The 12,541-nt window shown below is 44.9% G+C and carries 11 protein-coding genes; 8 read left to right on the forward strand and 3 right to left on the reverse strand.

Annotated features, from left to right (window positions below; all coding sequences use genetic code 11):
- Positions 1-63: 63 nt before the first annotated feature.
- Positions 64-633, forward strand: coding sequence for a ComE operon protein 2 (locus tag AC622_RS05130; RefSeq protein WP_049670078.1), 570 nt, complete (start codon positions 64-66; stop codon positions 631-633).
- A 5-nt stretch (positions 634-638) separates the two neighbouring features.
- Positions 639-2,933, forward strand: coding sequence for a DNA internalization-related competence protein ComEC/Rec2 (locus tag AC622_RS05135; RefSeq protein WP_049670079.1), 2,295 nt, complete (start codon positions 639-641; stop codon positions 2,931-2,933).
- A gap of 76 nt (positions 2,934-3,009) precedes the next feature.
- Here AC622_RS05135 and AC622_RS20550 read toward each other — a convergent pair whose 3' ends face one another.
- Complete coding sequence (locus AC622_RS20550; RefSeq protein WP_049670080.1) at positions 3,010-3,144, reverse strand: YqzM family protein; 135 nt, start codon at positions 3,142-3,144, stop codon at positions 3,010-3,012.
- A gap of 283 nt (positions 3,145-3,427) precedes the next feature.
- Between AC622_RS20550 and holA the strand changes: the two genes are divergently transcribed.
- Complete coding sequence (gene holA, locus AC622_RS05145) at positions 3,428-4,438, forward strand: DNA polymerase III subunit delta (RefSeq protein WP_049670081.1); 1,011 nt, start codon at positions 3,428-3,430, stop codon at positions 4,436-4,438.
- Positions 4,439-4,484: 46 nt separating this feature from the next.
- On the opposite strand, the gene AC622_RS05150 is transcribed toward holA, so the two are convergent.
- Both AC622_RS05150 and rpsT read right to left on the reverse strand, forming a co-directional pair.
- Entirely contained in the window at positions 4,485-5,768 is a 1,284-nt protein-coding gene (locus AC622_RS05150) for a LysM peptidoglycan-binding domain-containing protein (RefSeq protein ID WP_049670082.1), read from the reverse strand.
- A gap of 188 nt (positions 5,769-5,956) precedes the next feature.
- The gene (gene rpsT, locus AC622_RS05155) at positions 5,957-6,223 is read right to left on the reverse strand and encodes a 30S ribosomal protein S20 (protein ID WP_049670083.1); all 267 of its coding nucleotides are present in this window, start codon (positions 6,221-6,223) and stop codon (positions 5,957-5,959) included.
- Positions 6,224-6,535: 312 nt separating this feature from the next.
- On the opposite strand from rpsT, the gene gpr reads away from it, so the two are divergent.
- The 5 genes from gpr (at position 6,536) to hemW (ending at position 12,519) form a co-directional block, all read left to right on the forward strand.
- Positions 6,536-7,639, forward strand: coding sequence for a GPR endopeptidase (gene gpr, locus AC622_RS05160; protein ID WP_049670084.1), 1,104 nt, complete (start codon positions 6,536-6,538; stop codon positions 7,637-7,639).
- Between the two features lie 71 nt (positions 7,640-7,710).
- On the forward strand, positions 7,711-8,868 hold the full coding sequence (spoIIP, locus tag AC622_RS05165) for a stage II sporulation protein P (RefSeq protein ID WP_049670085.1): 1,158 nt from the start codon (positions 7,711-7,713) through the stop codon (positions 8,866-8,868).
- A gap of 34 nt (positions 8,869-8,902) precedes the next feature.
- Positions 8,903-9,235 (forward strand): DUF3679 domain-containing protein, encoded by a 333-nt coding sequence (locus AC622_RS05170; protein WP_049670086.1) that lies wholly within the window; start codon positions 8,903-8,905, stop codon positions 9,233-9,235.
- A gap of 213 nt (positions 9,236-9,448) precedes the next feature.
- Complete coding sequence (gene lepA / locus AC622_RS05175; protein ID WP_049670087.1) at positions 9,449-11,284, forward strand: translation elongation factor 4; 1,836 nt, start codon at positions 9,449-9,451, stop codon at positions 11,282-11,284.
- A gap of 107 nt (positions 11,285-11,391) precedes the next feature.
- Positions 11,392-12,519, forward strand: coding sequence for a radical SAM family heme chaperone HemW (hemW, locus tag AC622_RS05180; RefSeq protein ID WP_049670088.1), 1,128 nt, complete (start codon positions 11,392-11,394; stop codon positions 12,517-12,519).
- The last annotated feature ends 22 nt before the right edge of the window (positions 12,520-12,541 follow it).

The raw sequence follows: 12,541 nt of genomic DNA on the forward strand, positions 1-12,541 counted from the left end.
GTTGTCTCAAGCAAAGTTTTCTTGTTAAATTGTAAGCAAGACAGAAGAAAGTGAGGGACATACATGGAGCGTATTTCCTGGGATCAATATTTTATGGCTCAAAGCCATTTGCTTGCTTTACGTAGTACTTGCACGCGTCTGATGGTTGGAGCGACCATCGTACGTGATAACCGAATCATTGCCGGGGGATATAATGGCTCAATCGCCGGAGGTGTCCATTGTGTGGATGAGGGATGCTATGTGATAGACAATCATTGCGTACGCACCATCCATGCAGAAATGAATGCCTTGCTGCAATGCGCTAAATTCGGCGTACCCGTTGATGGAGCAGAAATCTATGTGACGCATTTTCCTTGCCTTCAGTGCTGTAAGGCATTAATTCAAGCAGGTATTAAGACGATTTACTATGCAGAGGCTTATAAGAACCACCCCTATGCGGAGGAATTGTTTGAGCAGGCAGGAGTGAAGGTCATTCAAGTAAATGTCGACCCGAAATGGGTAGATTTTCATGACACGAAGAAAGCAGAGCTTGTGACAGAATTGATTGATAAGCTCCGTATTTCAGGTGCCTCTGAGCAGGAGATTGCGGAGTATTGGCAAAAGGCAAATGATTTGTTCCCGGCACTGGATTAACACATATGAACAGCCGGTTCATCTATCATATGGCTGTAACGGCTGCACTTGGCGTTACAGCCCCTCTTTATCCTCATCGTTATTTATTCTCTTTTATCCTCTTGTATTTTCTATTCCTATCCATTCGTTTTCCCTTTATCTATTTGATGATTCTTATTTTCTTTTTCACCTTATCAACGGGGTATGTTTATTGTGTGGACCGATTGAATGTCAGTGAATTAAGCGGGAAGGAAACAACCTTCAGTCTGCAATTTCTCGGGATGCCTAAGCGGGATGGGGACCGTCTCAACGGTTTTGCCCGGTTGGAATCGGGAGAAAGATTATGGGTCACCTATACGATCAAAAGCTTTGAGGAGGCACGTTTCCTTGATGAGAGTATTCTTTCGGGAAGAAGCTTTAAGGCATCAGGGGAATTAACCTTGCCATCTGCCCCGACGATTGAGAACGGGTTTGATTTCAGCACCTATCTACGTTATAAGCAAGCCTTTTTTATTCTGGAGATAAATAAGATGGATGTGTTGGATACGGGAAGGGAGGGGTTTGTGACTAAGCTTTCACAGCTGAGAGAGAGGGAAATCAAGCGAATCCGGGCGGTTTATCCGGAACCTGCTGGCAGTTTCACCGAAGCCTTACTATTCGGTGAACAGGAGCAGCTGCCGAAGGATCTGTATGATCAGTTTCAACAGCTTGGCATCGTCCATATTCTAGCGTTATCGGGCGCGCAGGTTGGTCTTGTTGCGGCATTTTTCTTTTATATGTGCATTCGCCTTGGCTTCTCCCGTTCCAGAGCTGCATTGCTTGTGGCAGCCGTTCTCCCCCTTTATGCCGTTATGACCGGGCTCTCTCCTTCTATTATTAGGGCAGCCGCTATGGCCGTTCTCTTCTTTTCCGGACAAGCCATTGGTGTTCGCCTTTCGGCTGAAAAGGCATTGACGATTTGTTTTATTCTTTATTTGATTATCGATCCGTATCAGCTCTTTCAAGCTGGATTTCAATTGTCGTTCGTGCTGACCTATGCCCTTGTTCTCTCCTCAAACCTCTACCGAAATAAAGGCTCTCTTTCCCTTTTGTTTCTAATGACAGCAATTTGTCAGGCAGCTTCTTTGCCTATAGTTGTTTTTCATTTCTATGAGGTGTCCCTCATTGGTTTTCTTTCCAATCTTCTCTTTGTTCCTTTGTTTTCTTTTTTGTTATTTCCTACAACGATGATTGTATATGGGGTTGTTTTGCTGGGATTTCTTAAGGAACCGGCTATGGGATTCCTCAATGGATTGTATCAATTGCTTGAGAAGACTGCGTCTATAATGGCGGATCTTCCTTTTGCTGTACTTTTATTTGGAAAGCCGTCAGTGATGATTATGGCCGCAGCTGTCCTGGCCATTTTAATCTTCCTTTCCCATTGGGAACGCAGATTACGTCGAGTCTGGATGAGCGGTCTGTGCCTTGCTGCTGTTCTTTTCTATCAGTATCATTATGCATTCTTTTCAGATGAAGGGGAGGTGACATTTGTTGATATCGGGCAAGGGGATGCCACCTTGATTCAATTGCCGTATGGCAGAGGAGTCTATTTAATTGATGCTGGCGGTACCATGACTTTTCAAAAAGAGAAGTGGGCACAGCGTGAGGAGGAATATGACCCGGGAGAGGCTATTCTTGTTCCCTTTTTAAAGAGCAAGGGAATCAAGCATATCGATAAATTCATCGTCACTCATGCGGATCAGGATCATATTGGCGGAGGGGCTGCTATCCTCCAGTCGTTTCATGTACAGGAGATGGTCATTCCCTTTGAGCAAAGGGAGAATTTCAAAGGATTGCGTGCCACCATGCTGGCCGTTAGGCAGCAGATACCTATTATAGAGGTACACAGAGGGATGGGCTGGAGAAGGGATGATGCTGAATTCAACATCCTGCATCCTTCGGGTAAGGAAGAGGAGAAAAATGAATCCTCTATTGTTATTAAAGCCTTTATTGGCGGGCTTGACTGGCTATTCGTCGGGGATTTGGGGCACAGCGGAGAGAATACGTTGATGAATCATAGACTATTCCTTAAGGCGGATATTTTAAAAGTTGGGCATCACGGGAGCAAGAATTCGAGTTCTGAAGAATTCATTCGAGCGGTAAGTCCGGTATCGGCCATCCTATCAGCTGGAAGGAATAATCGATTTGGGCATCCGCATCAGGAAGTGATCGATACTCTTCAAGCTGAAGGAATCAAAGTGTACCGAACCGATCGGCAAGGGAGCATCAGCTATCGATTTTTTGGGAAAGAAACTGGCACGCTTTTGACCTATCCTCCATAGTATGAAGCATGCGAATGACCCGCTAAATAAAAAAACGGCCTAATGGGCCGCCGTGATAACTGCATATGAAAAATTGTTAGCCGCCGATTAGCTGGATGACTACGGCGATAATAAACATGGTTGCGAAAAATCCAAATGAAACGACGAACCCCACGATGGAATCTGAGACATCATTCGTTTTTGATTGGACATTCTTTTCAAACTCGTTCATCAATCCACCCCCCTGACCTCTATACAAGTATAGAACAAATAGTCAAAAAAATCCACAATCACCATATTTTTATCAAATTTTTACAGAATTTCGGAATGAGGCGGTAGAATCTCTGCAAACTAAGCGCTTTTTCGCTTTCTTGTTAGGTATCCCGGGTCCGGCAAGAAGGCGTTAATATATATTTCAGGAGGCCGGAGTGTTCCGGTTCTCCTGCAACCACTTGTCAAATATGGTCGCTATCGATTAGGATGAAAGAAGCATATTATAGTTAGAGGCGATAATTTTGGTCACTGATTTGTGGAATTCAATTAAAAGCGGACGATTCAGCCCGGTTTATTTGTTATATGGAGAGGAAGAATACTTCATTAAAGAGACGAAGAGGCTCATATGTGAGCATGCATTGGCAGATGAGGATGCGGAATTCAATCTTGCTTCCATTGATCTAGAGGAAACACCGGTGGAAGTAGCGATTGAGGAGATGGAAACCTTGCCATTCATGGGTGAGCGTCGTGTTGTAATTTTAAATAGCCCATCCTTCTTGACAGCTGAGCGCAAAAAGGACAAGGTGGAGCATGACTTGAAACGGCTTGAAGCCTATTTGTCGAATCCTTCACCAACGACGGTTGCGGTCTTTGTTGCGCCCTATCCTAAATTGGACGAGCGTAAGAAGATTACGAAAGAATTGAAACGGAATGCGGCAGTGCTAGAATCAAAACCGTTATATGAGAGAGATTTGGCCAAGTGGATTGCCAATCACTCGAAAGCGCTAGGGGTCACGATTACCCAGGATGGCATTGAGACACTTCTCGCTCTTACCGGCAATCATTTAATGATGGCTGTGACAGAGCTTGAGAAGCTTGCGCTTTATGCGGCTAATGAGCAAGTAATTGATGGGGCGATGGTCGATAAGCTTGTGCCGAAGAACTTCGATCAGAATGTATTCGATCTCGTTGATTACATTTTGAATGGCCAAAAGCAAAAGGCGGTTGAGCTTTATAAGGAGCTGTTGATCCTAAAGGAAGAGCCAATTCGTATACTTGCTGCGATTGCCCGGCAGTATCGTATCATTTTACAGGTCAAGAAGCTCAGTTCGCAAGGATATGGACAAATGCAAATTGCGTCGAAATTGAAGATGAGCCCGTATCCGGTAAAGCTGGCGATGAAACGAATCAATGATTTCTCGGAAAAGAGCCTTCTCCGGGCACTTGGTCAGCTGGCAGAGCTTGATTACCGGATGAAGACTGGATTAGGAGATAAAGAAATACAACTGGAATTATTCATATTACAATCATGAAAAAGAAGGAATCCCTCTGCATTTTGCTGGAGGGATTCCTTCTTTTTTAAAGCTTGGTAACATTGAAATTATCCTGCAGAAGGAGCCAGTTTTGCGGAAAGGAGAGCCCTAGCTTCCAATAACTGACCCCGCGTAAATCAAGCTCCTTGACGAGATTAAACTTTGCCTGGATAGAACGGGCGTCCTCAAACCAGACCTCATGCTGCTGACCATCCTCATCAGTGTACCTGAAAAACGGTGCCTGGGCTGTGTAATCATACTTAATATCCACCTTGTACTGCCTGGCAATCGCAATCGCCTGCTGCGGGGAGACGGCTTTGGCGACAGATCCTTTTACAAAGGGAAGAGTCCAATCATAGCCATATAAATTCTGCCCCATCATCACTTTTCTTGAGGGGATCTCTGATATAGCATAGGTGAGAACGCGACGAACAGGCCCAATCGGGGAGACTGCCTGTGCCGGCCCTCCGCTGTAGCCCCATTCATATGTCATAATCAGTACCCAATCGACCGCCGCCCCCTGTGCTTTGTAGTCATGGCCCTCATACCAGGAACCCTTCTGCCCGGCACTTGTCTTCGGGGCAAGAGCAATGGATACTTGCCAGCCTTCCTTGGAAAATCGGGCTTTTGCCCTTCTAAGAAAGGAAGTATAGGCATTTCGGTCACTTGCCTTTAGGTTTTCGAAGTCAAAGTGAATATCTCGAAAACCAATTTTTCTCGCTGTTTCGGTAATTTGGTCGAATAACACATTCTGAAGATCCTCGTTATTAAGAATCTGACTAGCTAGGTCGCCGCTGAAGCCGTCGTTCTCAAGATTGGTTACGACCATGACAAGGACGGCGCCTGAATTACTCGCGATTGCCGGAAAATCATCCAGCAAGGGGGCTTTCAGGTTGCCGTCTCGCAATACCCTGTAGCTAAATGGAGATAAGTAGGTTAAGTAGGGAGCGGCTATCCGGGATTCCTGCTCGAGATTCTCAGAGACTGTTGTCCCCCTAGGTTCAACATAGGCATTGAATTGAGCATATCGTTTTGGACTTGGGGGGATATATAGCCGTAATCCCTCTTTAAGGGGTTCATCTATTGAGAGATTATTCGCATCTGCGATTTCCTGAGGAGCTACACCAAACATCCTTCCGATGCTTGAGAGAGTTTCCCCGGGCTGCACCCAATGATACCTGCCGGTGATGGGGATAACGAGTGCCTGACCGATGACGAGCTCATTTGGTGCTTGCAGAACATTTGAGGAAATGATTTGATTGGCGCTTATATTATAGGCCTGAGCTATGGAATAAATGCTTTCTCCTTGTCTGACTACATGGATTTGCATAGCGTCTCTTCCTTTCCTGCACAATCCTTTTTCATCAATGTATGATTTAAAGGAGAGGTTCAGAATAGAAAGTATGCATATGGAGGATGAGGGAGAAAGAAAAAGCCATGGTTTAAGGGAGGTTGGGCAAACATCCGATAAACCATGGCCTGCGATAAAAAAAACGACCCTAAAAAGGGTGCGTTTCATTAAGCGTTAAGTTTGTTCACTTTTTTCATAAGACGAGATTTTTTGCGGGCAGCAGCGTTTTTGCTGATTAAGCCTTTAGTTGCAGCCTTATCTAGTCCTTTAACAGCAGCTACGATTGATTCGTTAGCAGCAGTTGCATCGTTCAAAGCGATAGCAGCTTCTACTTTCTTAACGTTTGTACGTACAGCTGATTTTTGAGCGATATTATGAGCTCTAGCAGCTTCGCTAGTTTTAACACGTTTGATAGCGGATTTAATATTTGCCATTTGTTTCACCTCCAGAATCCGAATTATGTCAACTCGATATTCTTATCAATTAACATTCGCAACATATGATATTCTATCAAAATGTATTTCTTAATGCAATACTCAAGATGGAGCAAAATAAAAATTGCTTACGGAATAGCGGATTTTACTGTTAAGTTTCCCATCTTTACATTGAGTTTATGCGGGTTGGCTGATGTTTGCAAGCTGGGTATCTTTTTTGGGGTGAAAATGCAATTCTGACTTGGCGAAAGAATGAGACCCTCTTAATCAGGCAATCCTATTAGGAAAAGAATGTCGAAGGGGGTAATTTGTTTGAATAAGGAACTGGACTTATCCCAGTACGCTGTCCGAACGGATCTGGCTGTTGAGGCAAGAGAATTGCTGGTTGAAGAGGTGGAGGATACCTCAAAGATTGCCGGCGTCATTCTAAAGGAAAAAGAAATTGACGGAATCGAGCTTTCTTATGTGGAGATCACGGAGGAAGGGGAGAAAGAGGTCGGGAAGAAGCCGGGCTTTTATATCACAATGGAAATGCAAGGGATTCGGGAGCAGGATTCCAAGCTGCAAAGGCGGGTAGAGGCAGTTTTTGCGAAGCAGCTGGGATATATCCTGAAGAGGATCGGACTTTCAGCTGATGATTCCTGTCTTGTTGTTGGGCTTGGGAATTGGCATGTTACGCCGGATGCACTTGGACCGTCAGTTATTGAGAACCTTATCGTTACCCGTCATTTATTTGAATATCAGCCGACTGCCGTTTCGAAAGGTTTCAGGCCTGTAAGTGCCATCTCTCCTGGGGTAATGGGACTGACAGGAATTGAGACGAGCGATATTATCAAGGGAATAGTCGAAAAAACGAATCCGGCTTTCATTATTGCGATTGACGCACTTGCGGCCCGCTCCATCGACCGGGTCAATACAACCATCCAAATAACGGATACAGGCATCCACCCAGGATCTGGTGTTGGCAATAAGCGGAAGGAATTAAGCAAAGAAACACTTGGCATACCTGTCATTTCAGTCGGTATTCCTACCGTGGTGGATGCGGTAACGATCACAGCTGATACGATTGATTATATATTGAAGCATTTTGGCCGTGAATTGAAGGAAGGGGACAGGCCGTCAAGAGCACTCGCTCCGGCGGGTATGACCTTTGGCGAGAAGAAAAAACTCAATGAAGATGATCTTCCAGAAGAGGAGCATCGCAAAACCTTCCTCGGCATCATCGGAACGTTGCCGGAGGAGGAGAAGAGAAGACTCATTCATGAAGTGCTTTCCCCGCTTGGCCATAATTTGATGGTAACGCCGAAGGAAGTGGATGTCTTTATTGAGGATATGGCCAATCTAGTAGCGAATGGTCTGAATGCGGCCCTGCATCAAGCGGTTGATCAGGATAACGCTGGATATTACACACACTAAATAGAAACAGTGGTTCTAGCAACTCTATCAGAGCATACAATTTACTAGAATGCTCCTGAAAGGGTGGAACCATGAAACGGACAAAGTCTAATCTGATAATTGCATTGCAAGCAGCCACCATTATTCGGTTTCTTTTCTATTTTGCCGGTGCCATGATCGTCCTGTTTTTATTCATTGGGCTGTTGACTGCTTTGAAGCCTGAATACCGGGTTTCATCTAATTCATTAAATGAAGCAACGAAACAAATGGCTGGCAAGACACTATACAAGCATCTCATGAAAGGGAATATGTATCTTCAGCAATCACTTCCTGATGGGGATGTGCCAACAATCGGTGAGCAGCTGTTTCAATATGTAACTAATATAACGATGGATGACCCTAGAAGCCTGCTTGGGAGAGAGCTCCCCGGCTATTCCCTCTTTGATGGGGATATCCTGATTGCAGGGGAAGGGACGAACTATACAAATATGCCGATTGAATCTGCTCCGCTGCCAGAGTCCCTCGAGAAGGATTCCGATACAGAGAAGATTGAGGAGAAAGATGATGTGGAGGATAAGAAGCAAACGGCACCAAAGGAGAAAAGAGTGTTCATTTATTTCTCGCATACCCGGGAGTCCTATCTTCCTCTATTAAAAGGGGTGACAGACCCTAACGCTGCGTCCCATTCGAAGGTGAATGTCACCCTTGTCGGCGATAAGCTAAAAGAGGCATTAGAAGAAAAAGGGGTCGGGGCAGAGGTGGATAAAACAGATGTCTATGCCCTTCTTCAAAAAAAGAACTTGAATTATGCAAGTTCATACACGGAATCAAGGAAGATAGTCGAGGAAGCGATAGCCCAGAAGAAAGATGCCCAATACTATGTTGATGTCCATCGGGATTCCCAAAGGAAAAAAGTGACGACGATTAAGATAGACGGGAAGGATTATGCAAAAATCTGTTTCATTATTGGGGGAGAGAACCCGAATTATGAAAAGAATTTGAAGCTGGCAAAGGAGATTCATAAACGTATCTCGGATAAATACCCAGGCTTAAGCCGTGGTGTCTTCGAGAAAAGGGGGGCGTCCACGAACGGGAAATTTAATCAGGACTTGTCAGAGAATGCGATGCTAGTGGAAGCGGGCGGTGTGGATAATACGATGGAGGAATTGGATCGTTCCATGGAAGTGCTGGCAGGAGCGCTATCAGAGCATATACTTGATGCAGAGGCAGTCATGGGTGATGGCAGCTGACATCCGAATGAATGACGATAAAGGAGAATGCTAAATGGGTAAATTCATATGGAAAACAAGTTTGCTTGTTCTGCTTCTTTTCTTCGGAGTGATTTTGGGTATGCAATTTGCCAACCAAAATATGAAGAAGATGCAAGGCTATGAGGACCCGAGGATGTATGAAGCTTTTACGGTTAAGAAAGAGGGCGAGGGCGAGATCAATGCGACTGTGCTCGGAAAGGAAGTCTCGACTGGTGATATAGAGAAGAAGAAGGAAGAGATGGAAGAATGGAAAGCCTATAATGCGCTGTCAAGTGCGGGTAAAGGAATTTCGAGTGCATGCACAGATATCTTTCAAGGCTTGGCGAAGCTTATCTCAGATGAATAAGAATGATGACATTCCCGAAGGACGTCTGTTTTTCGGGATTTTATCTGAGCAGGATATGCGCTCAGTCCTCTTGGGACGTGTCTGTTCTTGATATTGGGAGAGAGTGTGAGAAATTAATTTTTGTGCTTGGGCATAAACCGTTTACGGTTTGAATTTCTTTCTGCTATAATCTACAGTATCTGTGTTTTGAAAGTAACAGGAGTGAAAACGACAATGAATAATCAAGAACGGCTAGAAAGACAGAAGAAAATCCGTAACTTCTCGATTATCGCCCATATTGACCATGGGAAATCGACGTTAGCGGATAGAATATTAGAGAAGACCAATGCCCTCACATCCAGAGAAATGAAGGATCAGCTTCTTGATTCCATGGATTTGGAAAGAGAGCGCGGCATTACGATTAAATTAAATGCCGTTCAATTGAAATATAAAGCTAAAGATGGAGAAGAATACATCTACCATTTAATCGATACCCCCGGACATGTTGACTTCACGTATGAAGTATCCCGGTCCCTTGCAGCTTGTGAGGGGGCTGTCCTCGTCGTTGACGCTGCACAAGGTATTGAAGCTCAAACGCTTGCGAATGTTTATCTTGCACTTGATAATGACTTGGAAATCCTGCCAATCATCAACAAAATTGACCTGCCAAGCGCGGACCCAGAGCGTGTGCGCCAGGAAATCGAGGATGTGATTGGACTGGATGCCTCTGAGGCGGTTCTTGCTTCCGCTAAGGCCGGTATCGGCATTGAGGAAATCCTTGAGCAGATTGCCGAGAAGGTTCCGGCACCAAGCGGTGACCCTGAAGCACCGCTCAAAGCGTTAATCTTTGACTCTTTATATGATGCCTACCGAGGTGTTATTGCTTACATCCGTGTCGTAGAAGGAACAGTGAAGCCTGGCGATAAGATCAAGATGATGGCAACAGGCAAGGAATTTGAGGTTATCGAGGTTGGTGTGCATACACCAAAAGCAACGGTTTGTGATGAATTAACAGTCGGTGATGTAGGGTTCCTGACAGCAGCAATCAAGAATGTTGGTGATACCCAGGTCGGTGATACAATTACGAATGCGAAGAACGGCGCAACTGAGCCGCTTCCAGGCTACCGCCGCCTAAACCCGATGGTGTATTGCGGTCTATATCCAATCGACACAGCGAAATTCAATGATTTGCGCGAGGCATTAGAGAAACTCCAATTAAATGACTCTGCCTTGCAATACGAGCCGGAAACATCTCAAGCCCTAGGATTTGGCTTCCGCTGCGGATTCCTTGGACTGCTCCATATGGAAATCATCCAGGAGCGGATTGAACGTGAATTCAATATTGATTTGATTACAACCGCACCGAGTGTTATTTACAAAGTGAAGATGACAGACGGAACGGAAATCGATATTGATAACCCGTCTAATATGCCTGACCCGCAGAAGATTGACCAGATTGAGGAGCCTTATGTGAAGGCGACATTGATGGCACCGAATGACTTTGTTGGAGCTATCATGGAATTGTGCCAAACAAAGCGCGGTAATTTCATCGATATGCAGTATATTGATGAGAATCGTGTCAGCATCATCTACGAAATCCCGCTCTCTGAAATTGTTTACGATTTCTTCGATCAATTGAAGTCAAGCACGAAGGGATATGCATCCTTCGATTATGAACTAATTGGCTATAAGGAATCGAAGCTTGTGAAGATGGACATCCTTCTAAACGGTGAAACAGTCGATGCCTTGAGCTTCATCGTTCACAAAGACTTTGCTTATGAGCGCGGCAAGGTTATCGTAGAAAAATTAAAAGAGCTTATTCCACGCCAGCAATTTGAAGTGCCTGTTCAGGCCGCAATCGGCAATAAGATTGTTGCCCGCTCATCCATTAAAGCGATGAGAAAGAACGTCCTTGCTAAATGCTACGGCGGTGACATTTCCCGTAAGCGAAAGCTTCTTGAGAAGCAAAAGGAAGGGAAGAAGCGGATGAAGCAGGTCGGCTCTGTTGAAGTGCCGCAGGAGGCTTTCATGGCTGTCCTGAAAATGGATGACTCCAATTCGAAAAAATAACAAGAATACGTTCTAAAGAGGCCGGACATTTTTGTTCTGGCCTCTCTTTTATTATGATGGTGATAATAGATCATCTATAGTTCTTTAAGAAAAGAGGTGCTTCTGCCTTGGCGCAAAGCATGTATGTTCACATACCTTTTTGTACGCAGATTTGTCATTACTGCGATTTCAATAAATTCTTTATTCAAAACCAGCCTGTTGAAGAATATCTTCGAAGTCTTGCGGGTGAAATGTCACTCTATCAAATGGGCAAGAGGGAGATGAAGACGGTCTTCATCGGCGGAGGAACACCGACGGCGCTGGATGCTGGCCAAATGGAGAAGCTTCTAGCATCCATTCATGAGAACATCCGCTTAGGGGATGAGTATGAGTTCACAATGGAGGCCAATCCGGGGGATTTGACAAAGGAAAAGCTCGCAGTCATGAAGGCGGCAGGCGTCAATCGCTTGAGCTTGGGGGTACAGACCTTCAATGAAGAGCTCTTGAAGAAAATCGGCCGCGGACATACCTCCGAGGATGTGTACCGGAATATTGAACTGGCGCGGGAGGCGGGATTTGAGAATATCAGTATTGACTTGATTTACTCCCTGCCTGGCCAGACGATAGAGGACTTGCAAGACACGATTAACCGGGCGCTTGAACTCGAGCTGCCTCATTTCTCAGCCTATTCGCTTATTATTGAGCCGAAGACAGTCTTTTACATCATGCTGAATAAAGGCAAGCTCTCCCTCCCTTCAGAGGATACGGAAGCCTCCATGTATGAATATGTAATGGAGCGGATGGAGAAGGCAGGCTACCATCAATATGAAATCTCAAACTTCGGCAAGCCGGGCTTTGAGAGCAAGCATAATCTCGTCTATTGGAATAATGAGGAGTATTATGGATTAGGAGCAGGTGCACACGGCTATCTGAATGGGGTGCGCTACCATAATCATGGTCCGCTCAAAAAATACATGAATGACATCGCAAATGGGGAGAAACCTATCATTGACCAGGCAAATGTCACGAAGAAGGAAAGAATGGAGGAAGAGATGTTCCTTGGTCTGAGAAAGACAGAGGGTGTCTCTATCCAAGGATTTAAGCAGCGTTTTGGTATTGACATGAACGATGTATTCGGTGAGGCCATCGCTAATTTCCTTCAAAAAGAACTGCTTGTCATAGAGGGCGGAAATATTAAGCTTACCCATCAAGGAAAATTAATTGGCAATGAAGTATTTCAGGATTTTTTATTATAGTTAAAAAATGACGCTGAAAACA

Origin of the sequence: Bacillus sp. FJAT-27916 (assembly GCF_001183965.1) — a bacterium.
GTDB lineage: Bacteria > Bacillota > Bacilli > Bacillales > Pradoshiaceae > Pradoshia.

Bases quoted from the DNA above. Each gene is read 5' to 3' on its own strand.
- AC622_RS05135 (WP_049670079.1), top strand. From the start codon at position 639: ATGAACAGCCGGTTCATCTATCATATGGCTGTAACGGCTGCACTTGGC.
- AC622_RS05170 (WP_049670086.1), top strand. From the start codon at position 8,903: ATGGGTAAATTCATATGGAAAACAAGTTTGCTTGTTCTGCTTCTTTTC.
- AC622_RS05130 (WP_049670078.1), top strand. From the start codon at position 64: ATGGAGCGTATTTCCTGGGATCAATATTTTATGGCTCAAAGCCATTTG.
- AC622_RS20550 (WP_049670080.1), bottom strand. From the start codon at position 3,144: ATGAACGAGTTTGAAAAGAATGTCCAATCAAAAACGAATGATGTCTCA.
- lepA (WP_049670087.1), top strand. From the start codon at position 9,449: ATGAATAATCAAGAACGGCTAGAAAGACAGAAGAAAATCCGTAACTTC.
- rpsT (WP_049670083.1), bottom strand. From the start codon at position 6,223: ATGGCAAATATTAAATCCGCTATCAAACGTGTTAAAACTAGCGAAGCT.
- AC622_RS05150 (WP_049670082.1), bottom strand. From the start codon at position 5,768: ATGCAAATCCATGTAGTCAGACAAGGAGAAAGCATTTATTCCATAGCT.
- spoIIP (WP_049670085.1), top strand. From the start codon at position 7,711: ATGAAACGGACAAAGTCTAATCTGATAATTGCATTGCAAGCAGCCACC.